The sequence below is a fragment of the Maribacter sp. 6B07 genome (genome assembly GCF_002700155.1).
Classification (GTDB): domain Bacteria; phylum Bacteroidota; class Bacteroidia; order Flavobacteriales; family Flavobacteriaceae; genus Maribacter; species Maribacter dokdonensis.
The window spans coordinates 36699-61273 of the sequence record NZ_PDUT01000002.1; the positions used below are offsets into that span (position 1 = coordinate 36699).

Annotated in this window: 23 protein-coding genes; 12 read left to right on the forward strand and 11 right to left on the reverse strand. The window is 36.6% G+C overall.

From position 1 onward, the window contains the following. Window positions 1–114: 114 nt before the first annotated feature. Genes CSC80_RS09975 through CSC80_RS09995 form a run of 5 tightly spaced genes read right to left on the reverse strand, consistent with a single transcriptional unit; the run spans window position 115 to window position 6264 of the window. Window positions 115–1386: an adenylosuccinate synthase gene (locus CSC80_RS09975; RefSeq protein WP_099191534.1), complete on the reverse strand. Its 1272-nt coding sequence runs from the start codon at window positions 1384–1386 to the stop codon at window positions 115–117. A 25-nt stretch (window positions 1387–1411) separates the two neighbouring features. After that, complete coding sequence (locus CSC80_RS09980) at window positions 1412–1882, reverse strand: transcriptional repressor (RefSeq protein ID WP_058103355.1); 471 nt, start codon at window positions 1880–1882, stop codon at window positions 1412–1414. A 50-nt stretch (window positions 1883–1932) separates the two neighbouring features. After that, a complete protein-coding gene (locus tag CSC80_RS09985; RefSeq protein WP_071341747.1) occupies window positions 1933–4137 on the reverse strand; it encodes a RelA/SpoT family protein in 2205 nt (734 codons plus the stop codon). Between the two features lie 44 nt (window positions 4138–4181). Next, on the reverse strand, window positions 4182–5414 hold the full coding sequence (locus tag CSC80_RS09990; protein WP_074673042.1) for a M48 family metallopeptidase: 1233 nt from the start codon (window positions 5412–5414) through the stop codon (window positions 4182–4184). Between the two features lie 46 nt (window positions 5415–5460). Next, window positions 5461–6264 carry an RNA methyltransferase gene (locus CSC80_RS09995; RefSeq protein ID WP_071341749.1) on the reverse strand — a complete coding sequence of 268 codons (804 nt, stop codon included), beginning with the start codon at window positions 6262–6264 and terminating at the stop codon, window positions 5461–5463. A gap of 82 nt (window positions 6265–6346) precedes the next feature. Between CSC80_RS09995 and CSC80_RS10000 the strand changes: the two genes are divergently transcribed. The 10 genes from CSC80_RS10000 to CSC80_RS10045 all read left to right on the forward strand — a co-directional run bounded on the left by CSC80_RS10000 (window position 6347) and on the right by CSC80_RS10045 (window position 13560). Next, a complete protein-coding gene (locus tag CSC80_RS10000; RefSeq protein WP_236973368.1) occupies window positions 6347–7144 on the forward strand; it encodes a DUF6503 family protein in 798 nt (265 codons plus the stop codon). A 100-nt stretch (window positions 7145–7244) separates the two neighbouring features. Beyond that, entirely contained in the window at window positions 7245–7484 is a 240-nt protein-coding gene (locus CSC80_RS10005) for a MoaD/ThiS family protein (RefSeq protein ID WP_074673050.1), read from the forward strand. Then, window positions 7484–7900 carry a molybdenum cofactor biosynthesis protein MoaE gene (locus CSC80_RS10010; protein ID WP_058103349.1) on the forward strand — a complete coding sequence of 139 codons (417 nt, stop codon included), beginning with the start codon at window positions 7484–7486 and terminating at the stop codon, window positions 7898–7900. Before CSC80_RS10005 ends, CSC80_RS10010 begins: the two co-directional genes overlap by 1 nt. A gap of 117 nt (window positions 7901–8017) precedes the next feature. Then, window positions 8018–9001, forward strand: coding sequence for a GTP 3',8-cyclase MoaA (gene moaA / locus CSC80_RS10015; protein WP_099191537.1), 984 nt, complete (start codon window positions 8018–8020; stop codon window positions 8999–9001). Then, the gene (gene moaC / locus CSC80_RS10020) at window positions 9001–9474 is read left to right on the forward strand and encodes a cyclic pyranopterin monophosphate synthase MoaC (protein ID WP_058103347.1); all 474 of its coding nucleotides are present in this window, start codon (window positions 9001–9003) and stop codon (window positions 9472–9474) included. Before moaA ends, moaC begins: the two co-directional genes overlap by 1 nt. Beyond that, window positions 9458–10051: an NTP transferase domain-containing protein gene (locus CSC80_RS10025; RefSeq protein WP_099191539.1), complete on the forward strand. Its 594-nt coding sequence runs from the start codon at window positions 9458–9460 to the stop codon at window positions 10049–10051. Before moaC ends, CSC80_RS10025 begins: the two co-directional genes overlap by 17 nt. Beyond that, window positions 10048–11121, forward strand: a complete 1074-nt coding sequence (locus CSC80_RS10030; protein WP_099191541.1) for a HesA/MoeB/ThiF family protein — start codon at window positions 10048–10050, stop codon at window positions 11119–11121. Before CSC80_RS10025 ends, CSC80_RS10030 begins: the two co-directional genes overlap by 4 nt. After that, window positions 11105–11887, forward strand: a complete 783-nt coding sequence (locus CSC80_RS10035) for a sulfite exporter TauE/SafE family protein (protein ID WP_091605502.1) — start codon at window positions 11105–11107, stop codon at window positions 11885–11887. Before CSC80_RS10030 ends, CSC80_RS10035 begins: the two co-directional genes overlap by 17 nt. 53 nt (window positions 11888–11940) lie before the next feature. Next, window positions 11941–13131, forward strand: coding sequence for a molybdopterin molybdotransferase MoeA (locus tag CSC80_RS10040; protein ID WP_099191543.1), 1191 nt, complete (start codon window positions 11941–11943; stop codon window positions 13129–13131). Between the two features lie 21 nt (window positions 13132–13152). Beyond that, on the forward strand, window positions 13153–13560 hold the full coding sequence (locus CSC80_RS10045) for a hypothetical protein (RefSeq protein ID WP_058103342.1): 408 nt from the start codon (window positions 13153–13155) through the stop codon (window positions 13558–13560). 75 nt (window positions 13561–13635) lie between these two features. Here the strand turns inward: CSC80_RS10045 and CSC80_RS10050 are convergent, their stop codons facing one another. From CSC80_RS10050 to CSC80_RS10060, 3 genes are all read right to left on the reverse strand, one after another. Then, entirely contained in the window at window positions 13636–14928 is a 1293-nt protein-coding gene (locus tag CSC80_RS10050; protein ID WP_099191545.1) for an amidohydrolase family protein, read from the reverse strand. Window positions 14929–14966: 38 nt separating this feature from the next. Further along, complete coding sequence (locus tag CSC80_RS10055; protein WP_099191547.1) at window positions 14967–17921, reverse strand: amidohydrolase family protein; 2955 nt, start codon at window positions 17919–17921, stop codon at window positions 14967–14969. A gap of 174 nt (window positions 17922–18095) precedes the next feature. Further along, window positions 18096–19163, reverse strand: coding sequence for a DUF3810 domain-containing protein (locus CSC80_RS10060; protein ID WP_099191549.1), 1068 nt, complete (start codon window positions 19161–19163; stop codon window positions 18096–18098). A 29-nt stretch (window positions 19164–19192) separates the two neighbouring features. On the opposite strand from CSC80_RS10060, the gene CSC80_RS10065 reads away from it, so the two are divergent. Beyond that, window positions 19193–20677 (forward strand): aminoacyl-histidine dipeptidase, encoded by a 1485-nt coding sequence (locus CSC80_RS10065; protein ID WP_236973369.1) that lies wholly within the window; start codon window positions 19193–19195, stop codon window positions 20675–20677. Window positions 20678–20746: 69 nt separating this feature from the next. On the opposite strand, the gene CSC80_RS10070 is transcribed toward CSC80_RS10065, so the two are convergent. Genes CSC80_RS10070 through CSC80_RS10080 form a run of 3 tightly spaced genes read right to left on the reverse strand, consistent with a single transcriptional unit; the run spans window position 20747 to window position 23461 of the window. Continuing rightward, window positions 20747–21886 (reverse strand): peptidylprolyl isomerase, encoded by a 1140-nt coding sequence (locus tag CSC80_RS10070; RefSeq protein WP_074674755.1) that lies wholly within the window; start codon window positions 21884–21886, stop codon window positions 20747–20749. A gap of 10 nt (window positions 21887–21896) precedes the next feature. After that, on the reverse strand, window positions 21897–22448 hold the full coding sequence (gene gldI / locus CSC80_RS10075) for a gliding motility-associated peptidyl-prolyl isomerase GldI (RefSeq protein WP_071341761.1): 552 nt from the start codon (window positions 22446–22448) through the stop codon (window positions 21897–21899). Further along, a complete protein-coding gene (locus tag CSC80_RS10080; protein WP_099191551.1) occupies window positions 22445–23461 on the reverse strand; it encodes a bifunctional oligoribonuclease/PAP phosphatase NrnA in 1017 nt (338 codons plus the stop codon). The genes gldI and CSC80_RS10080 overlap by 4 nt, the downstream gene beginning before the upstream one ends. 75 nt (window positions 23462–23536) lie before the next feature. Between CSC80_RS10080 and CSC80_RS10085 the strand changes: the two genes are divergently transcribed. After that, entirely contained in the window at window positions 23537–24553 is a 1017-nt protein-coding gene (locus CSC80_RS10085; protein WP_099191553.1) for an alkaline phosphatase D family protein, read from the forward strand. The last annotated feature ends 22 nt before the right edge of the window (window positions 24554–24575 follow it).

The window sequence follows — 24575 nt, forward strand, 5'->3', positions numbered from 1 at the left end:
TAAAATGTAAATTTTACATAAACTTGAAAATACAAAAAAAAAGAATGGCGATAAAGGTATTTCCCTATATCGCCATTCTCGAAAGTTGAACAACCTGTTCTAGTCGCTTAATGCTTATCTTAGAATTGTCTGCGTTCTATCTGGACCCACAGAAACAATTTTAATAGGCACTTCTAATTCTTTCTCTAGAAAATCTATATATGCATTTAATGCTTTTGGTAATTGATCGGCAGAGGTCATTTTGGTTAAATCTTCTTTCCAACCATCCATTTCAGAATAAACGGGAGTTACATTCTCTGCTTCAATGTTATATGGAAAATGCTCTATTTGTTCACCTTTGTAATTATAAGCGGTACAAACTTTTAGTTTTTCAAATCCACTAAGAACATCTCCTTTCATCATCATTAGCTCAGTTACGCCATTAACACGAACCGCATATTTTAAGGCAACCAAATCTAACCATCCACAACGTCTTGGTCTACCTGTAGTAGCTCCAAATTCATTACCTACACGGCCCATAGTTTCACCATCCTCGTCAAAAAGCTCTGTAGGGAAAGGACCGCTACCAACTCTTGTTGTATACGCTTTAAAAATACCTTTTACCTCTCCGATTTGATTAGGGGCTACACCTAAACCTGTACATGCTCCTGCTGCAGTAGTGTTTGATGAGGTTACAAATGGGTATGTACCAAAATCAATATCTAACAATGATCCTTGTGCACCTTCCGCCAATATTTTTTTACCCGATTTTTGAGCTTGATATAGATATTCTTCGCTATCTATAAAGGTCAATTTTTTCAATTCTTCTACAGCTTTGAAGAAATCTGATTCTAGCTCAGCCAAATCATATTGAATGTCTACGTCATAAAAGCTGATCATGGCTTCATGCTTATTGGCTAGACTACGGTATTTATCTTTCCAATCGTTTAATTCCAGATCACCGATACGCATACCGTTTCTACCGGTCTTATCCATGTATGTAGGACCAATACCTTTTAAAGTAGAACCAATTTTTGCTTTTCCTTTAGATGCTTCTGAGGCTGCATCAAGTAAGCGGTGGGTAGGTAAAATTAAATGTGCTTTTCTTGAAATGAATAATTTAGAATTTACATCTAAATTAAATTTCTTTAATGCATCTAATTCTTTTTTAAAGATAACAGGGTCTATAACCACCCCGTTACCAACTACGTTTACCGCATTTTTGTGAAAAATACCTGAAGGAATAGTGTGTAAAACATGCTTAATGCCGTCAAATTCTAAAGTATGACCGGCATTTGGTCCGCCTTGAAAGCGAGCAATAATGTCATAATTTTCGGTTAATACATCAACTATCTTACCTTTTCCTTCGTCACCCCATTGTAGGCCTAACAATAAATCTACTGCCATCTAAATATTATATACTTGGTTAGTCTTATTTTATTTCTTTTTTACCTGCATCTTTGGCAGGAGTATTTTTAGTCCCATAAAAATATAGGGAATGTGTATTTATCTTAATATCAAAAACTTCTTCAATTGTTTTTTTGATAGATTGTATTCTAGGGTCGCAAAATTCCATTACTTCACCCGTATCCGTCAAGATTACATGATCGTGCTGACGGTCAAAGTATGATTTTTCATATTGCGCCTGGTTTTTACCAAATTGATGCTTGCGAACCAATTTACAATCTAATAGAAGTTCAATGGTGTTATAGAGAGTTGCCCTACTTACACGATAGTTTTTATTCTTCATTTTAATATAGAGTGACTCTATATCAAAATGCTCATCACTTTCGTAAATTTCTTGTAGAATAGCGTAGCGTTCGGGTGTTTTTCTATGTCCTTTGTCCTCTAAAAAGGTAGTGAAGACGTTTTTTACAATTTCTTGATTTTTATCAGAAGACATATTTACTGCATTAATGCACAAAGGTACAGTTAAATTTTAATTTCCTTTTTCTAAATACGAGTAACTTTATCAATACCGTTGATGTTCATGAGATTATCGGTCAATTTTTTCAAGACAGCTTTGTTTTTGACCACAACCGTAATCTTACCTTTAAAGGTGCCACCATCTGTACTGAAATTTAGATTTCGCATATTTACGTGCATAATATCAGAAATAACTTCTGTTATATCACTGACCAAACCTAAATTGTCAATTCCCGTCATTACAATATCTGCTTGGTATTCTTGTTGAGAAGAATCGATCCATTTTGCGCTAATAATTCTATACGCGTAATTAGATTGTAACGATATGGCATTTGGACAGTTCTTTTTATGAACTTTAATTCCTTCTGACACACTTACAAAGCCAAAAACATCATCACCAGGAATTGGATTACAGCATTGAGATAGTTTATACTCTAGTTTTTCTTCTTCTTTACCAAAAACCAGCATATCATACTTAGATGTAATTTCATCTTTGTTGATGTCTTCAGGTGTTGGAGATTTGCGCATTCTGTTCTTGAAGAAACTAATGAATGCATTACTGTAAGATGATGCAAAGTCTTTGATCATGGCATTGTCTATGGAGCCAATGCCTACACGATAGAATAAATCTAAACTTGTCTTTAACTTAAAGAAGGTCACCATTTTGTTTATGGAATCTTCATTAAGCGTAATCTTTTGAGATTTTAGTTTACGGCGTAAAATCTCTTTTCCATCTTCGGCTACAACTTTTTTCTCTTCTCTAAGAACAGATTTAATTTTAGCACGGGCTCTGGCAGTAGTTGCATAATCTAACCAGTTTTGATTTGGTTTCGCCTGGTCAGATGTAATGATCTCTACTTGGTCTCCACTTGAAAGGGTGGTATTTAAGGGTACCAGTTTGCCGTTTACTTTAGCCCCACGAGTTCTCATGCCCACTTCAGTGTGAATATTGAAAGAAAAATCTAACGGTGTAGCGCCTTTAGGTAAAGACCTTAATTCTCCTTTTGGGGTAAAAACAAAAATTTCTTTTGAATATAGGTTTAGCTTGAACTCCTCTACAAAATCAACAGCATTGGTATTTGCATTTTCCAAAGCTTCTTGAAGTTTGTTCAGCCAAACTTCTATTCCTTGTTCTTTTTGGTCGCCATGTTTGTATTTAAAATGCGCCGCATACCCTTTTTCGGCAATTTCGTGCATTCTTTCACTTCTGATCTGTACCTCTACCCATTTGCCTTTTGGTCCCATAACGGTAATGTGTAGGGCTTCATATCCGGTAGATTTAGGAGATGATATCCAATCTCGCAATCTAACGGGGTTGGGGGTAAAGTGATCCGTAACTATAGAATAGATTTTCCAAGCTAAAAACTTCTCGTTCTGTAAGTCGGATTTGTAGATGATCCTTATGGCAAACTTGTCATAAATTTCCTCAAAAGTGACATTTTGGGCAATCATCTTTTTGCGCATAGAGAAGATAGATTTCATCCTCCCTTTAATGATATAGTTAAGCCCTTCCTTTTTTAAAGAATTGTCTATAGTGCCAGAAAATGCATCAATATAGGCTTGCTGATCTTCTTTGGTGTCTTCTATTTTATCCTTGATGGAGTTGTAGACCTCGGGTTCCGTATACTTTAAACTTAGATCTTCTAGCTCTGTCTTAATGTTGTAAAGACCAATTCTATGTGCAAGAGGAGCATAAATGTACAAGGTTTCAGAGGCAATTTTCACTTGTTTATGCTCTGGCATAGAATCCATAGTGAGCATATTGTGATAACGGTCGGCTATCTTTATGATGATAACCCTAACATCATCATTTAAGGTCAAGAGCATTTTTCTGAAATTCTCCGCTTGTTGGGAGATGTTCATGTCTTTTTTTAAATGAGATATTTTTGTGAGCCCATCAACAATCCGCGCCACGGTTTCACCAAACATACGATCAATGTCGTCTAAGGTATACTCTGTATCCTCAACAACATCATGTAATAGGGCAGAGGCAATGGAAACCGCATCAAGACCAATCTCCGAAGCTACAATTTTTGCCACCGCTATGGGGTGAAAAATATATGCCTCGCCAGATTTTCTTCGCTGGGTTTTGTGCGCATCAACAGCTACTTCAAAAGCGCTACGTATTAGTTTTTTATCCTCATCGGTTAAGGTTTGATAACTAATTCTAAGTAACTCTTTGTACTCTTGAGCTATGAGCTTGTTTTCCTCTTCTATTGCTGCCTGTGTCATACTAGATTAAAAATAAGATAATCTTAAATGATGGGCAACAAAAATTATGCCTTTAAATTACGAATGCGATCGATTAACGGTGGGTGGGAATAATGCATAAATACATATGCCGGATGTGGAGTTAGGTTGCTAAGACTGTTTTTTGATAACTTCTTTAGTGATGCTACCAATGGTAAAGCTGCGTAAGTTTGTTTAGCATAATCATCTGCTTGATATTCAAATTTTCTTGAAAAATGATTCATTAGCAGTCCTGTAATCTCAGAAATAGGGCTATAAAGTATGCCAAAGCCGATCAAGGCGGCATGAAAACTAGGTCTGTCAACACCAATTGCCAATGATACTTCTGGATTGTTTATGAAAAGTGATAGAATTAATAGCATAACCCCCGTAAGTAAAACTGAAGTCGCCAAATTATAAATGATATGTTTTCGTTTGTAATGACCTATTTCATGTGCCAAAACGGCAACTATTTCTTCTTCCTCTAAATCATTGATCAAAGTGTCATACAGAGTTACGCGCTTTTCTTTTCCAAAACCAGAAAAATAGGCATTGGCTTTTGTTGAGCGCTTAGATCCGTTGATTACAAAAATATTCTGAAGGTCAAAACCAACTTCTGCGGCATAGTTTTCAATTTTACTTTTTAAACTACCGGCTTCCAAAGGTTCTTGTTTGTTAAATAACGGCACAATAAGCTTGCTATAAAATAAATTCATGAACAACGTGAAAATGGTAATCAAAGCCCAAGTGTAGAGCCAGAAATTTGTGCCGGCCCATTGAAAAAACAAAAGAATCAGAGAAAGTATTATACCACCTACGATTATGGTCATTAGCCACTGTTTAAGCTTGTCTATGAAAAATGTAGCTTTTGTTGTTTTATTGAATCCAAACTTTTCTTCAATTACAAAAGTTTGATAATAAGAAAAAGGTAGGTTAAGGATGTCACTACCTATCATTATTATTCCGAAGAAAATCAATGCTTGGACTATACTGTTGTTACTAATGTTTTGAGCCACTTGGTCAACCCAGGCAAAACCACCAAATAGTAAGAACGCTAATATTAATACTAGGGAAAATACAGAGGTAATAATTCCGAATTTATAATTGGTAAGCTTATAGGCTTGAGACTTTTTGTATTCTTCGGCGTTAAATACATCGGCAACTTCTGTGGGAATAGGGTCTTTAAAACGCTTTGCGTTTAAATAATTCATTACCGTGGCAAGTATAAATTCACCTATCAGTATAAATAGAATACAATAAAAAACAATAGTTTGGTCCATATAGCGTAATTGAAAACGAAAACATTAATAGAAAAAGTATAAAATGCTACGTGTTTAATTTACGTTGCCGTTTTGCTTCAAATATAAGTATTGCTGCAGATACCGAAACATTCATAGAATCTATTTCACCCTCCATGGGTATAATGATATTTTGGGTGGAATTTTGCAACCATTCATTGCTGAGACCAGAGTGTTCTGTGCCAACAACTATGGCAGAGGGTTCTGTAAAATTAACGGTAGTGTAATCTTTGGAGGCTGTTAGCGCTGCACAAAAAACCTGAAAGCCCTCTTTTTTTAAGTAGGAAAGAATTTCGCTAGTACTGCCCGTTTTTACGTTTCTAGAAAAAACACATCCTACACTTGATCGTATAATATTTGGATTATAAAGATCGGTCTTTGGGTTGGCAATTAAAACCGCATCAAGATTAGCAGCATCTGCAGTTCTAAGTAAAGCGCCTATGTTGCCCGGTTTTTCAGGTGCTTCTGCAATTAGGATCAGTGGGTTCCTTGTGTTGAACTCTAAAGATGAAAGTTGGTGGTCTTTACTTTTTGCAATAGCTATTACACCTTCGGTAGTATCTCTGTATGCTAATTTTTTATATACATCTGCACTAACGGATATTAATTGATCTGCATTAAAAGTATGTAAGAGGTTACTATTCTCTATAATGTCTTCACAGAATAAAACTGACTCTATAAAGTAACCAGCGCCAATAGCAATCTGCAGTTCTCGCAAACCTTCTAAGACAAAGAGTCCGGTTTTTTTTCTTTCCCTTGATTTTTCTTTTAGTACCAAAACCTTTTTTATCAAAGGGTTTTGTGCGCTGCTTATATGTTTTGTTACCTGCATGTAGTACAAAAATAGTTCAATTTGGTAAGTACTTCATATTTTCTCGACTAACGATTTTTAAAACAATAAAAACAGAATTAAAATGATGAACAAACTTTACCTTTTGGTCTTGGCCTTAGCAGTATTTTCATGTAAGCAAGCTCCTAATAAAGAAAAGGCTGCAGCCCCTGTAGATGAGGTTGGGAAAATGGTAGATTCGGATAAATATCCAACTGAGTTGAATAAAGTTTTTGAAGCTCATGGAGGTTTAAAAGCATGGAAAAGTTATAAAACTTTAATTTTTGAAATGCCCAAAGAAGGTTTCAATGAAGTTCAAACTATTGACCTTCACAAGAGATTCGATAAGATATCTACACCTGCCAATACTATAGGGTACGATGGAAAAGAAGTTTGGCTTTTGGACAAAACTGGTGATTATGAGGGTAAACCAAAGTTCTATCATAATTTAATGTTCTATTTCTATGCTATGCCATTCGTATTGTCCGATGATGGTATAAAATATGAAGAAGTAGATGCTATGGTTTATGACGGTGTGTCTTACCCAGGTTATAAAATTTCTTATAATGCAGGGGTTGGGTCATCTTCTACGGATGAATATTATATTCATTATGATGCAGATACGTACCAAATGAAATGGTTGGGCTATACCATGACTTATTTTAGTGGTGAACCATCGGACAAAATTAGTTGGATCAACTATGCTGAATGGAACAAAGTTGATGAGGTGTTATTGCCTAAGGCAATTACTTGGCATAAAGTTGAAGAGGGAAAGGTTAAGGAACCTGCTAAAACCGTTAATTTTGAAAACGCAAGTATATCTACTCAGGCACAGCCAAAAGGGTTTTATTCCAAACCTGAGAATGCTGTAACGGTCCAGTAGGTCTTTTCTCAAAATCATATAATTTTTTTAAAATAGGTGCCATTTTTATGGCACCTTATTTTTTATGCCTAACTTGGAATTTATCTAATTTTAGACGGATATGAATGTACTTTTTTTCGGTATTACCAAAGACATTGTGGGTAGTTCTGAGATTAACTTTAATGACGAATTAAAGCCGGCTAACGTTGGCTCGTTAAAGAAGAGATTAATAGATGCTTACCCTGAGTTTTCAAAGCTGAATTCGCTAGCGGTTGCCGTTAATAGCGAGTATGCAGATGATACTTTGACTTTGACCGGTAATGAGGAAATTGCAATTATACCACCTGTAAGCGGAGGCTAATGAAGAAAGTAATAGAAATTGTTAATGATATAGATACGGCAAAGGTATATGCAGAGTTGAGCGATGCCAAAAGTGGCGGAATTTGTGTTTTTGTAGGTGCTGTTCGTGAGTTTACCAATAATGAAGAAGTGGTTGCCCTGGAGTTTGAAACGTACCAGGCAATGGCATTGAAAGAGATGGATAAAATTGCGGATAAAGCTTTTGAAAAATGGACTTTGAACAAGGTAGTCATGCGACATGCCGTAGGCGAAAAAGGGGTTGAAGAGCCCGTTGTTGTTGTAGGGGCATCTTCTGCGCATAGGGATGCTTGTTTTGAGGCATGCAGGTTTTTAATAGATACACTAAAAGAAACAGTTCCTATTTGGAAAAAAGAGAAATTCAAAAATAAATCTGTCTGGGTTTCGGCACATCCGTGATTTTTGGATAAGAGAAGTTAGAAAATAGAGAATAGAAATTAGATAAAAGAGTAAAGAGATTGGAGTATAGATGTTATTGAACTCGAATTTGATTCTTGAACTTGTATTTTTAAAAGTATGTTAGTAGATAACCATAATAGAGCAATTAATTACCTGAGATTGGCAGTGACAGATCGTTGCAACCTGCGTTGCAATTATTGTATGCCAGAAGAGGGGATAAACTTTGCTAAAAATGATAAGTTGTTTACTATAGATGAGCTTGTGAGGTTAAGTGAAATTGTGGTTTCTCAAGGAATAGATAAGATTAGAATAACTGGTGGTGAACCTTTTGTACGCAAGGATCTTATGGTTTTGCTGAGAAGCTTATCTAAATTAAACGGTCTAAAAGATATCTCCGTCACTACTAACGCTACTTTAATTGGTCCATATATAGATGAATTAAAGCAATTGGGCATTAAGAACATTAACGTAAGCATGGATGCCAATAATCGTGAGACTTTTGAACGAATTACACGTCGCAATCAGTATGATGTTGTATATAATAACATGATTCGTTTAATAACCGAAGGGTTTAATGTTCGTATCAATTTTATTGCGTTAGATGGTCAGAATACAGATGATATTTTACCCATGCTTGAACTAACTAAACATTACAATGTTTCGGTTCGCTTTTTGGAAGAAATGCCTTTTAACGGTGGGTCAAAAGAATTTCAGACTATAAAGTGGGATTTTAAAACTATTCTAGGGCATATTAAAAGCGCACACCCAGATTATTATAAATTGGAATCTCCAAAGACATCAACGTCTATAAATTATAAAATTCCAGGTTTTAAAGGAACTTTTGGAGTAATCCCATCTTTTAGTAGAACATTTTGCGGTAGTTGTAATCGTTTAAGAATTTCGGCAACAGGTGATGTTATTTCTTGTTTGTATGCTAAAGCAAGCGCAAATCTTAGAGATTTAATGAGAGCGGATGATATGGAGGAAAATATCAAAAAAGAAATTTTAAAGGCTGTAGGCAGTCGTGCTAAAACTGGTTTTGAGGCGCAAGAAAAATATAAGGACGTATTCAGTAATTCAATGACTTCAATAGGAGGCTAATGCAGAAGAAATTATCACATATAGATGAATCTGGGAATGCTACCATGGTAGATGTTTCTCAAAAAACAGCATCAGTACGTACTGCCATTGCTAGTGGTACTATACAATTTCCTTCAGAGGTTTTTAAATCTTTGTCTGATCAAGATTTTGTTGGTAAAAAGGGAAGTATTGTGCAAACTGCTGTTATAGCAGGTATACAAGGTGTAAAGAAAACGTCTGAGCTAATACCTCTTTGTCATCAGATAAACTTGTCTAAAATCAATATCGATATCACTCCTTCTGTAAACGCTTTTCAAATAACATGTACTGTAAAATGTAATGAGAAAACGGGAGTGGAAATGGAGGCATTAACTGGTGTATCAGTTGCTGCTTTGACCATTTATGATATGTGTAAGGCACTTTCTCAAGATATTGTAATCGGTACAATTCAACTAGAACAAAAAACAGGAGGAAAAAATGATTTCCAAAGATAAGTTATATGGGCTAGTGCTATCCGGAGGGAAAAGTACTAGGATGGGAGAAGATAAGGGTTTGATCAAATATCATGAACTTCCACAACGTGAGCATTTATATTCATTGTTGAATGAGGTTTGTGACCAAACATTTTTAAGTATCCGCAAAGACCAAAAAGATGAAATTTCAAATGCTTTTGATACCATAGTTGATAAAGATGAGTTTCGCGGACCCTATAATGGTTTGCTTTCTGCACATAAAGCCCACCCAGATGCAGCTTGGTTGGTTCTGGCCTGCGATCTGCCTTTAATGGATAAAAAAGCTTTGGAAGAATTAATCGCTTCAAGAAATACAGGCAAAATAGCCAGTGCTTTTGCCGACAAGCAAAACCCGTTGCCAGAACCACTTTGTGCTATTTGGGAGCCAGAGGCTCTAAAACGATCGGTCGCCTACTTAGAGGCGGGCAATGGTTCATGTCCTAGAAAATTTTTGATCAATGCAGATGTTCATTTGGTATTCCCAGAACATAAAGAAGTATTGTTAAATGCGAATTCCAAGGCAGAATATGAAGAGGCATTCCTAAAAATTTCATTATGAACCAAGATCGTTACCAGAGGCAAATCACTTTAGCGGGTTTTGGAATTGAAGGGCAACAGAAATTACAGAAGGCAAAAGTACTGGTAGTAGGTGCTGGCGGTCTAGGTATTCCTGTATTAACTTATTTAAATGCCATGGGGGTAGGTACCCTTGGTGTTGTAGATGCAGATGTAGTTTCATTATCCAACCTTCACCGTCAAGTGTTGTTTACAGAAGCTATGGTGGGTATTTCTAAAGTTGAAGCGGTTAAAAGTCAATTATCTGCCCAAAACTCATCTACCGAAATACGAACATATCATACTTTTTTGACTGTTGATAATGCTCTTGAAATTATTGAAGGATATGATCTTGTTGTTGATGCTACAGATAATTTTCCGACAAGGTATCTTATAAACGATGCTTGTGTTATATTGAATAAACCATTTGTTTATGGGGCTTTGCATGCTTTTGAAGGGCAGGTAAGTGTTTTTAATTATAAAGGCGGACCAACATATCGTTGTTTGTACCCTACCATGCCGGCTGCCGATGCTGTACCCAATTGTAATGAAAACGGAGTCTTGGGAATTTTACCGGGAATTATTGGAAACTTACAGGCATTGGAAGCAATAAAAATAATAACGGATCTAGGGGAAGTTTTAACTGGTATTTTACTTTTGTGTGATACACTTACCCAACGTACCCAACGTATTAGATTTAAGTTACAGCCTGGTCATAATGAGATTAAGGTTCTGGAGAAGAGTTATGAATTTAATTGTGATTTACCCTTAAAATCTATTGAAGCCAATGCCCTTCAACAGTTGCTTTCAGAAGGGGCTATTGAATTGTTAGATGTTCGTACACCAAAAGAATATCAAAGACAGCATATTGACCAGGTTAAGCACATACCTCTAAGCGAGTTAGCAGATAGAAGTAGCGAGTTGAATTTAGAGAAAACTGTATATGTTATTTGTCAGTCTGGCGTACGCAGTAAAAAGGCAATAGCCAAGCTTCAAGAACTATATCCTGGTAAAGATTTTGTAAATGTGGTCGGAGGCATGAACCAGATGAAAAATTATGTTGATACCTATTGAGCAATTACTGCTTTTATGTGTTGGTTTTTTTATCATAGCTACCTTATATTCTTCGGTCGGTTTTGGTGGTGGATCTAGTTATTTGGCGCTATTGACTCTTTTTTTGACCAGCTTTTTTGCCATTAGGTCCATAGCATTGGTTTGCAATTTGGTGGTGGTTTCCGGTAGTACCTATCTTTATTTTAAAAATGGACATGCAAAATTCAAGGATTTTCTGCCGTTTGTGTTAACTAGTATTCCTTTGGCATATATTGGAGCTACCTTTCGTCTTAAGGAAAGTGTGTTTTTTATTATTCTTGGGTGCTCCCTTATCCTTTCAGCTTTATTCTTGGCTATTCAGACATTTGAATTGAACAAGACAAAGCAAGAAGTACATGACTATCCAAATTATATGAGTTACTTATTAGGTGCTGGAATAGGTTTTTTATCTGGATTGGTAGGAATTGGAGGCGGTATTTTTTTGGCTCCGATCTTAAATCATTTACGATGGAAAAAGGCTATTAAAATTGCTGCCCTCGCCAGCTTCTTTATATTGGTCAATTCTATCTCGGGTTTACTTGGTCTAATTACCAGCAATTCACTTTCATTGCCTTTAAAAGAAACCTTATGTTTGGTTATAGCTGTTCTTCTTGGGGGGCAGTTGGGTATTCGCATTAGTTTAAAGAAACTTTCTGCCAATGGAATTAAAAGAGTAACCGCACTTCTTGTTTTTGTGGTGGGTGTAAGAGTATTGTTGGTCAACGGTTTAAGTTTGTTTTCATCTTAATATGATGATGTTCATTTAATAGCAGTTTACATTATAATTTTACCTTTAATTCTATGATTACATTTAAAGAGGCATTTGAAAAAGTAATTGATCATCGCTTAGACTTGGGAGCAGAAAAGGTGAAGCTGATGGACAGCTTAAATAGAGTTTTAGCTGAAGATGTTCTTGCGGATCGTGATTTTCCACCTTTTGATCGGGCTACCAAAGATGGTATTGCTGTTCAATTTTCAAGTTTGTTGGAAAACGGGCATGCTTATACTATAGAAGGGGTAGCTGCGGCAGGTGTTGCCCAACAAACTTTAAATGATACAAGTAAATGTTTAGAGGTTATGACGGGTGCGGTAGTTCCTAAACATTGCGATACCGTGATTATGTATGAACATATCACTATTAAAGATAACAAGGTTACCATTAACGAAATAGTTACCAAAGGCCAAAATATTCACTACAAAGGCAGTGACGAAAAGGCTGGTGCCGTAATTCTTTCTAAAGGAATTAAAATTACACCTGCTGAAATTGGTGTTTTGGCTTCTGTGGGTAAATCTGTAGTCAAGGTAAAAGTGAACCCGAACATTTGTACCATAGCAACCGGTAATGAATTGGTTGAGGTTGACCAGTTGCCAGAACCGCATCAAATTAGAAAATCAAATATGCTGACCATTAAGGCGGCATTAATGAACAGTACAATACCTTCAAGCTCGTTACATCTTTTAGATGATAAGGAAAGTATTAAAACAGCATTGGAGAGGGCGCTGATTAAAAATGACGTTCTGTTATTAAGTGGAGGCGTATCTAAGGGTAAGTTTGATTTTATTCCGGATGTTATGGAATCCCTTGGTGTGGAAAAAGTGTTTCATAGGGTAGCACAAAGACCCGGGAAACCTTTTTGGTTTGGTTTACATGCTAAGTTAAAGACTGTGGTTTTTTCATTCCCCGGTAATCCTGTCTCTACATTTGCTAATTATCATCTATATTTTTTACCGTGGTTGTATGCTTCTTGGGGTATTCAGATAGAAAATTTGTATATTAAACTAGGTGTTCCTTTAAAAATAGTACCGCCATTAACTAGATTTATACATGTAAAAATGGAGTTGAAAGAAGGAGTTGTTTGGGGGGCACCGGTCATAGAAAATGGCTCAGGTGATTTAACCAGTTTGACCAAGGCCGATGGTTTTGTTTGTTTAGAGCCAAAGGAAAATGCTTATGAAGTAGGAGAGGTGGTACGCTTTGTAAAGACCAGATAGTAACCAATTAAATCTTTTGATATGAATCCAATATTAAAAAACGTTTTGGCTGTCGTTGCCGGAGTTATTATAGGCAGTATGGTGAATATGGGAATAATTATGATAAGTGGTTCTATTATTCCACCACCTGAAGGAGGAGACATTACTACTATGGAAGGGTTAAAGTCAACAATGCATTTGTTTGAACCCAAACATTTTATCTTTCCCTTTTTGGCACATGCGTTAGGTACATTGGTAGGAGCTTTCGTAGCCGCTAAAATAGCTGCTGGTAAAAAAATGCTAATGGCACTTTTGGTAGGGTTGTTTTTTTTGATAGGAGGTACGGTCAATATAGCTATGCTTGGCGGACCAATGTGGTTTACAGCTTTAGATATTATTGTAGCCTATATGCCAATGGGATATTTAGGATATGTGCTAGCTAAGAGATAATTGTATAGAATATACTAAATAAAAGAGGCTGCCCTGAATAAGGCAGCCTCTTTTGTTCAATGTTGTAATTGGGAATTATTTGCCTTCGTATTTACCCATGTAGCGTTTCCAAAGTTCAGTTTGGTGTGTCTCTAAAGAAACTGTTCTGCCGTCTATGAAAGCGTGGGTTAAAATGTTTCCGGCCATATCAAGAGCATCACCTTCAGAAATAAATAGAGTAGCGCTCTTACCGTTTTCTAAAGTGCCATATTGGTCATCAATACCTAAAATTTTGGCTGTATTTCCGGTCAGTAGTTGAACGGCTTTTTCCTTGTCCAACCCCTGTTGAGCGGCTTGACCCGCATAGAAAGGTAAATTTCTAGTCTGGAAATTTGCCGCATCTGCATTTTGAATACCTACCAATAGACCAGCATCCATTAATAATTTTGGCAGTTTGTAAGGCAGGTCATAATCATCATCATCAAATACCGGAAGATTATGCGTATACTGTACTAAAACAGGGATATTATTGCTCTTTAAAAATTCTGGAATTTTATAGGCATGGTATCCCCCGATCAAAACTACTTCTTTTGCGCCATTAGCTTTTAAAGTGTTTACGGCATCTATAATTTGCTTTTCATCATCTGCATGAACATATAGTTTTTGGGTACCGTCGAAAATACCTTTCATAGCTGCATAAGCGGGGTTTACTTCTTTAGGAGTAGTCTTGCCATAAGCTTGTGAATTTTTAAGAAAGGTAGCAATGGCTTCTATTTCTTCCGCGTAGTCTTTATTTGGATGGTAACCCGGGTCTTCACCTGCCCACCAACGACCTTGCTTAAAAGTACTTGGCCAGTTTAAATGAATGCCGTCATCAACCTTTATAGCCGCATCTTCCCAGTTCCATGCATCAAATTGTACAATACTTGAAGTTCCTGAAATTAAACCACCAGAAGGTGCTATTTGCCCAATTAAAACTCCATTGGGTCTCATGCTTTCTACTACTTTAGATTCTGCATTGTAAGCTATTAAGCTTCTAACATGTGGAATAAAATCGCCAATTTCATCTTCATCTTTTGAAGCTCTCACGGCATCGATCTCAACCAGTCCCAATGTTTTCGCTGGCGCTATAAATCCAGGATAAACATGTTTGCCTGTTGCATCTATTACTTTGCCTTTTCTTGCAATTCTCATTTTAGAATCACCCACAAAGGTAATCTTGCCGTCTTCGAACATTATAAGTGAACTTTCAATGACTTCGCCATTACCCAAATGAGCCGTTGCTCCTTCAATGGTAATAGCTTCGGTTTGTTTATTGCCCGGTGTCTGCTGCGCAAGGGTCGGTAATACCAAGCCAAGGGCAATGATCAAGGTTATTAATTTTTTCATTTTTAAAGTTTTATATATTTTGAATACTTCTTATACTATTAAAGGCTTTCGCAAGTGAAATCTCTTTTGACACTTTGTTTAGGACCTTGGGTTTTTTTACCGCTGCTTTTTTCTTTTAGCATCATAGTGACCAATTCATTTCTTTCTTTTTTGATGGCTTCACGATTTTTTTTGTCGGTCTCTAAATCAAAATAGGTAATACCCTCGATCATTGTTTTTTCGGCTTTTGAATAAACCGATAACGGACTGCCGGACCACAATACCAAATCAGCATCCTTACCTTCTTTAATACTACCAACACGGTCATCTAAGTGTAATAGTTTAGCAGGGTTTATGGTAACCATTTTCCAAGCTTCCAATTCCGTCATGCCACCATACTTTATAGTTTTGGCAGCTTCTTGGTTCAGCCTTCTTATCATTTCTCTGTCATCACTGTTTATGGCAGTTACAACCCCTTGTTTTTGCATAATTGCCGCGTTGTAAGGTATAGCATCATTTACTTCGAATTTATACGCCCACCAGTCACTGAATGTTCCTGCGCCAACACCATGTTCCGCCATTTTATCGGCTACTTTATAGCCTTCTAGAATATGGGTGAAAGTATTGATTCTGAATCCAAAGTGCTCCGCAACTTTCATCATCATATTGATTTCACTTTGTACATAGGAGTGGCAACTTATAAAGCGTTCACCATTTAATATTTCGGCAAGAACTTCCATTTCCTCATCATAACGATATGGCTCACCATTTTTCTTTTTTGTGTCATATTCCTTGGCTCTTTGGAAATAGTTCATGTACAGCTGTTCTACACCCATACGTGTTTGAGGAAAACGCGAAAAACTACCCCAGTTACTTTGTTTTACATTTTCACCAAGAGCAAACTTTATAAATTTAGGTGAATTGTCATAGATCAAGCCATCAGCTTCTTCTCCCCATTTTAATTTTAATATGGCCGATCTACCACCAATAGGGTTAGCGGAACCGTGCAGTAACTGTAATGAGGTAACTCCGCCAGCAAGTGATCTATAAATACCCATATGCTCCGGGTCTACTACATCTTCCATTTTAACTTCTGCTGAACTGTTCTGACCGGATTCGTTTACCGATAACGCCGCAATATGGCTATGCTCATCTATAATACCAGCGGTTAAATGTTTGCCTGTAGCATCTATTACCGTAGCGCCACCTGCACCTAAGTCTTTACCTATTTTTGCTATTTTACCGTTTTTGACCAGCACATCAGTGTTTTTTAAAATACCTGCTTCTTCACTAGTCCATACCGTAGCATTTTTGAACAAGGTATTTTGTGCCTTTGGTTTAGCGGCAAAGCCATACCCAACATTAGGGAAGGTTACCGGTACCACCTGTATAGATTTGTCAGCTTTCTCTTTTTCAGTTTCTTTTTCGGTAAAAGATTTTGATTTGGTCGCCGTAAATTTAGATTCGGTTCCGTCTGGTAAAACCAATCGCCCAGATAGGTTATCTGATGTATTGGTAACGGCACTAATCATTCTATAGGTTTTTTCGCCCTTATCTGTAGCGAATGAAAGGGTTACCCAATTGTTGTCATATGCAATTTTTGAACTTAGTTTGGTCGTATCTTGCTTAACTTCAATTTTAGGTTTTGAAACATCTCCTGAAATAGCTACGTCATAAGATTTTCCTTGAACCATTAATTGGTAATCCCCACGAATGTCTTTAACGTCCATAGCGTTGATAACGCTTTTTGTTCCCTGTACCCAGTTTTCATACAAGGTGGTAGTTTTGTCAAAAATGTCGCCAGATGAAATTAAAAAGTTGGCAAGGTAGCCTGTCTTTAAAGCCCCTATTTCATTTGATTTTCCCAAAATTTCTGCAGGAACGGTTGTTAGCGCTTCTAATGCCTTGGTCGATGAAAGACCATAATCTATGGCTTTAATTAATTTCTCCTTAAAATTAGCCGGAGATTTCAAATCATATGTAGTAAGCGAAAATTTTATTCCGTTATCCGCTAACACTTTTGGGTTAGATGGGGCTTGGTTCCAATAACGCATATCCTGTAAAGAAACATAGTCAACCGCATATGGGTTAGATACATCATACGCATCTGGAAAATTTATAGGTATAATGAATTTTGCATTGGTGGCCTTAATTTCCTCAATACGTTCAAACTCGTTTCCACCGCCTAAAATAGTGTACTGTACACCGTAACTATCGCCAATTTTATCGGCACGTAAGTCGTGCGATTTGTCCTTGGCTTCAATAATCTGAACCAAATTTTTATTACTGTTCAATGCTTCTAAAGAAAGATCTGTTGTGGTGGCGTTCCCTTTAGCATACCAATCTGCATCACTATACATTTGTCTTAATAATGCTAATGTTCCCATTAGTGAACTTGGGTAAGATTGTGCTTTAGTGATACTTCTGCTTAGTGAAAAATACTGCGCAGAACGATCATCTAAAATTCTATTGGCATTGGTACCCTTTCCATTTAAAGCGATAAGCACACCTGTACCTCTGGCAATACCATCATGAATGTGAGAGTTAACTACACCAAAACCAGCTGCTCTAAGTGTTTTGGCTTCCTTATCATCATAAGTGAATTTTTCTATTGCCTTATTTTCCGGCATAATATGATCATTCCAATAATATCCTTCTCTAGAAGGTTCATATTGGGTGGATCTTCCACGACCTGGTTTTCTTTTAGCTTGTTCTACCCCAAATTTTGAGTATACATCTATAAATGATGGATATATTGATTTACCTTGCAAGTCAATTACCACGGCATTTTTAGGAATATTGACATTGCTTGATGCATTGACCACTTTTCCATGTTGGATCAATAAAGTTCCTTTTTCGATTACTTGTGTTGGAGTTACATAGATTTTAGCATTGGTAAAGGCGGTATAATTGTTATTGTTGACCTTTACTCCGGCATTTTCCGGAAAATAATCTTGGGCAGTTAAAAATGAACCATACCCGAGTAGGCATAGTGCAAAGAATAGTTTTTTCATTACGTTTGGTTTGAATTAGTATTCTAAAAATACACGGATTATACACTAAATACGGTGTATTTCACTTTTGTTTAACAGTTGAAATATCCGTAATTAGGAATAATGATTATTTTCTTAATATTTTATAAAATGACCCGAAATAAAGCTTTAAGATCACGAACTTTTGAAGGTAGATTAAAGCGGATGGTTTTTGTGGTAAGCAACCAAAAATAGAACCACGGCGTTATAGCTTTTTATACCTTCTTTTTGATTGTTAGCTTTTAAAAACGTATCAAAAATTGATTTAAAGACGGGTTCCATAGGGTTTTCATAAGAATTCCAGAAAATGGCCATTTCTTGAAAGTTCTTTTTTACACCATCATTTAGCGCCAACATAATTCTGTCAAAATCTTCTTTATTAGTTCGCCTAACATCGTTTAAACAATAACCAAGAGCATAGGCGTAGGCGGCATATTTAAAATATGGATCTTTGTTGTTAGATGTGACCAAGTAGCCAATAAAGTTTGTTTCGTTTTCAGCGGAATACCCCAATTGATGTCCTACTTCATGACCTGCAACAAAAGGAAATCTAAAATTGGGCAATAGGTCATTTACCTGAGCTTCGTTCGTGAATGGATTTAAATACCCCGCATAACCCATATACGTGAGTCCGGTACTGAACAATGATCTTTTTAAACTAGGGTTGTTATAGGTAAGAAACGGATGAATAGTTTTAAGGTGTTTATAGCCATCTATGGTTTTGTTGAATATCTCTTTTTGTGAGTAGGGAATCTTTACCGCTAAGCTAGAATCTTTGGTAATGAATACTTGAGATTCATTGGTCTTTTGAATCAATAATTCTGTGAACTTTAAAAGGTCTGTATATTCTTTATTAGGGGTAAGTTGTAATTTATGGGATAAGGGTTCCCTGTAGTAGTTCATGCCCCACATAATATGAAACGTAAAATAAACAACGGCTAGTACCATACCCACGTTTTCCAAGAATTTCAACTTATGTCGCCAAATGTGTTTTCTTTTTCTAACTAAATAAAACAAGGCAAGAAATGTCAATGTGAAATATAAAAGGTCACCAATGGAAAAAGGAATCCACCCAAATAAAAGCCTGAAGAAATTAGAGATAACGGGGTAAATGCCTGTGCTATAATATTGTTCAACTAAATCTGTGCGGGTAGCAAGCCATTTCACAACAATAATTTGAGGAATTATAGTTAAGGCAACGGAGGTTTTAAAGGATATCTTCATTAACCCAAAAATAGCGAAATCCTTTTTCTATGAGTACTTTTGTGGTATCTAACCATGAAAATTGTAGAATGGAAATCAATAAACTAGAACCCACATCTGTTTGGGGGAATTTTTCTAAGCTTAATGCAGTGCCAAGACCATCTAAAAAGGAAGAAGAGGTAATTGCGTTTATGTTGGAATTTGGAAGTAAACTGGGCTTGGAAACTTTTTCTGATGAAGCAGGTAATGTTATTATTAGAAAACCGGCTACCGAAGGTATGGAAGGTAAAAAGATGATTACCCTTCAAAGTCATTTGGATATGGTACATCAAAAGAATGCGGATACTGAATTTGATTTTAATACCCAAGGCATAGAAATGTTCGTTGAAGGAGATTGGGTTAAAGCAAAAGGTACTACGTTGGGTGCTGATAATGGTATGGGCGTTGCCGCTATTATGTCGCTTTTAGAAAGTAATTATATACCTCACCCGCCACTAGAAGCTTTGTTCACTATAGATGAAGAAACGGGTATGACGGGTGCATTTGAATTAAAGGAGGGAGTTTTAAAAGGTGAGATACTTTTAAACTTAGACACTGAAGAGGACGATGAAATTGATATTGGTTGTGCCGGAGGAATAGATGTGACCGCTACTAGAAAATATAATGAAAAAGAGGGCACACATGGCGATGCGGGATTTCAAATTACCGTTAAAGGTTTAACCGGTGGACATAGTGGAATGGATATTCATAGGGGCAGGGGTAATGCCAATAAAATAATGAACCGTTTACTATACTTGGGGGTAGACCATAATGTACGCGTTAGCTTTTTAAATGGTGGTAGTCTAAGAAATGCTATTCCCAGGGAAAGTGTTTGTAAATTGAATATTGTACGTAAACAGGCAGATAGTTTTTTAAAGAAAGTAAAAGAACTGTCCAATGTTATCATTCAGGAACTAAAAGAACAAGAGCCGAATTTGATTATTGAGGTTGAAGATATAAAACCAGCTAAAAGAGTGATGGGTCTAGGTGCGCAAGAAAAAATGGTCAAAGCCATTTATGCGGCACAAAATGGTGTGTATGCCATGAGTGGGGCAATTGATGACTTGGTAGAGACCTCAAACAATATTGCCAAGGTAAAGGTAGAAGATGGTAAGATAACCATTGGTTGTTTAACCCGTTCTTCGGTAAATTCGGCAAAATTGGATTTAGCCAATTCTTTACGATCGGCGTTTGAATTAAGTGGATTTGATGTTGAATTTAGTGGAGATTACCCTGGATGGAACCCTAATCCTAATTCTGAGATTCTTACTGTAGTAAAAGATACATATGTAAGTTTATTTAAAGATGAGCCTAGAGTGGTAGCTTGTCATGCAGGTTTGGAGTGTGGTATTTTAGGTCAAAATTATCCAGAAATGGATATGGTCAGTTTTGGTCCAACTATTTTAGGGGCGCATTCACCAGATGAGCGTGTAAGTATAACTTCTGTTCAAAAGTTCTGGAGTTTACTTTTAGAAGTTTTAAAACGTACCAATTAGAAATTCTATTTTAAATAAAAAAGCCCTTTAGTGATATCACTAAAGGGCTTTTTTGATTATGAGGAGTTATTACTCCGTTAAACCTGTTATTTCAAGATCAAAGATCAAATCTGCATTTGGCGGTATTGGTCCGCCACCTTGTTCACCGTAGCCTAAATGAGACGGAATAAATAAACGTACTTTATCACCAACCTTCATGGTTAAAAGACCTTCTCTAAAGCCCGCAATTAAACGAGATTCAGGAGAATAGTCCATTGGTACCGGCATGTAGCCACCACCTTGCAATCTTCTTTCATCGAAAGCACCATATTTTTCTGCTATTTCTTGATAGTTACTGTCAAATAAGGTACCATCCATTAAATACCCGGCATACATAACATTGACTTTATTACCAATTGCTGGCTTTTCTCCGGTACCGTTTTCTAAAGTCAATACCTTAAGTCCGGATGGCAACGTTTTAGCTTTTGCTTTTTGAGCATCTATTGATGCTGCAAACTCATCTTTTATTTTTTGCACTGCAGCTAATTTCTCAGCTTTTTCCTTTTCTATGGCGGCCAGTCTATCTTCTTCACCATCAAAATAATCGGTCATAATCTGTACAGCATCGAACTTACGAGCTTCTTTACCATTGCGAATTATTTCTATAGTGTTCATAATAACCGGTTCTACCGGTTTGTTGCCTGCTCCTACAGGTACATTGGCAATTGAATCCACGACGTCCATACCTTCCACGACCTCACCAAAAACAGAATGCTTGTTGTTTAACCAAGGTGTTTCTTTATGTGTAATGAAGAATTGACTACCATTTGTTGCGGGTCCTGAATTTGCCATGGACAAAATACCTTTTCTGTCATGTACCAAAGAATCATTGAACTCGTCCATGAATTTATACCCAGGGTTTCCGGTACCTTGACCTAATGGGTCGCCACCTTGAATCATAAAGTCTTTCATGACCCTATGGAAGGTTAAACCGTCATAATACTTTTTGTCTTTGTACTCTTCGCTCACAAAAGTATTTGTACCCTCTGCCAAAGAAACAAAGTTTGCGACGGTAACGGGTGTTTTTTCTTGCTCTAGGCGAACAATGATATCGCCCTTAGAGGTTTTGATATCGGCGAATAAACCGTCACCTAAGTCTGCTCTTTTGCTAGTCTTACAGCTGGTCATAATTAAACCGATAACTGCAAGCAAATACATTTTTTTAATCATAATGGTCATTTTAATTTACTGTATTTTCTTGTTGTTTTTCTATTTGTAAAATTGTTATGGTAGACTTAAGGGGAACGTTACTGCCAATTTTATTTTCATCGCCATGATAACCAAAGGCTATGGAGGAAGGAAACAAAAACGTGGCGCGCTCCTTTTCTTTTAGCATTTTAACGGCATCACGTAAGCCAAGGAATAATTCTTGTTTATCTACCTTGTAATTAACAACACCAATATCTTCCTTAGAGTATATGGTGTCATTGTCCAATGTTAATATATCATAAGTAAATACAACCAAATCGTCCGTTTTAGGTGTGTAGTCACTTGTTTCATTTACTGTTAAATAATGATACCACGAGCCAGATTTGCTATGATCATAATGTTTTAATGAATCCAACTCGATAATCGCCTGAATTTTCTTTTCTTCGGCTTCTAGCAACTTTCGGCTTCTTTCTATAGATGCCTTAAAGAAGCTTCCGCTTTTGGTCTGTACCGGTTTTCTTGGTTCAGGACCATCACAACAGCTAAATAGTACGGCTAAAAATAGAATAGATAATATTCTCATGATTGTAATTGATTCTTATACAATGGTAATAACGCGGTAAATTTGGCAATGGTATCTGCTATATTGTCTTCACTTCTGCCTCCTGCGGCGTTTGTGTGCCCGCCACCATTAAAATGTTTTCTTGCAAAGTCGTTGACAGAAAAATCGCCAACGGACCTAAAAGAAATTTTAAAAATTCCTTCTTCTTTATTCTCAATAAAAATTACGGCAAATTTAATACCGTCTAAGGTTAAACCGTAGTTTACAAAACCTTCTGTATCTCCTTTTTGGTAATTGTATTTGTCCAGTTCTTCTTGGCTCAAAGTTATATATGCCGTAGCATATTCGTTTAAAATGACCATATTCTTTAACGCACAACCTAATAAATGTAGTCGGCTTGGGGAGTTGGTGTCATAAATTCGATGATGAATTTCTGTGCCTTCAGCACCCTTGTCCATAAGGTCTGCTACAACTCTATGTGTATTACTTGTGGTTGCTGCAAATTTAAACGAACCGGTATCTGTCATAATTCCCGTATAGATACAGTTTGCCATATCTGGGGTAATGCTATTTTCATCACCTAGTTGATTAATGAGTACATATACCATTTCACAAGTAGAGCTCATGCTTACATCGGAATACATGATACTGGCATAGTCAGAAGGTTCTTGGTGGTGGTCTACCATCACAAAAGTAGCCTGCGCCGACTCTAAAATTTCGCTCATTTGACCAACGCGACCTAAGTGGTTAAAGTCTAGCGTGAAAACTATATCCGCTTCGTTGATTACTGTCTTGGACTGAGAATTTTCTCGGTCAAAATTTAATATCTGTTGTGCCCCGGGCATCCATTTTAAAAATTTTGGAAAGTCGTTGGGCGCTACAATAGTTGCTGAATGACCATTGTTGGATAAATAGTGCCAAAGTGCCAATGTAGATCCAATGGCATCACCATCAGGATTTTTATGTGGTATAATAGCTATTTTCTTTGGTGATGAAAGTAGCTTTTTAAGGGCGTTCAAGTGCTCTAAATTCATGGCGGCAAAGATACAATTTAATAATATAGGCTTTAAACGGAATACCTTAATTTTACCCAGACTTAACTATTTTACATGAAAAAAATTGCTTTTTTAATTTGGGGTATTCTGCTCGTTTCTTGTTCGTCTAAAAAGAGTTTAACTGAAAAAAAAGACTTTGTGATTGCATTTGGATCTTGCAATAGGGTTGATTTGCCTAACCTTTTGTGGGATGATATTCTTAATACAGAACCAGATGTATGGATCTGGGGCGGGGATAACATCTATGCAGATACAGATGATATGAAAGCTTTGAGGGCAATGTATGATCAACAAAAGAATGAACCTGGTTATAAAAAACTGGCTCAGACAACAGATGTTTTAGGCACATGGGACGATCATGATTATGGGTTGAATGACGGAGGTGTTGAGTTTAAGGCTAAAGATGCCAGCCAGCACGAGTTTTTGAATTTTATGAACGTACCTGAGAGTAGTGAGTTGCGAAAGCGAAAAGGGGTATATAATTCCAAAAATTATGTAATTGATGGTCATGAGGTCCGTATTATACTTTTAGATACAAGATATTTTAGAACACCACTTACACCAGATACCGAAACGGACAAGAGAATTAAACCAAATGAGTATGGTGTAGGTACTATTTTAGGTGATACACAATGGAACTGGCTAGAAAAGGAGTTGCAAAACTCTACTGCAGACTTCAACATTATTGTAAGTAGTATTCAATATCTATCTCAGGAACATGGTTTTGAGGCTTGGGGGAATTTTCCGCATGAAGTGGATAGGCTGGCAAAATTAATAGAGGATACTAAGCCTAAAGGTGTTGTTGTGTTATCTGGAGACCGCCATATTTCTGAATTTTCAAAAATCAATCTAGAGGGTATAGATTATCCTTTAATTGATTTTACCAGTAGTGGACTCACACATGCGTATAGGGAATTTTCTGGTGAACCTAATAAATACAGAGTTGGAGAGGTAGTTTATACCGAAAGTTTCGGAATATTGGAATTTGATTTTAAGGCTAAAACGGTTGATTTTAAAATAGTTGGTGATAACGGAAATGTGTTAGGGCAATTAGAACAAGTCTATGAATAGTTGTGAGATATGTGGAAAAACG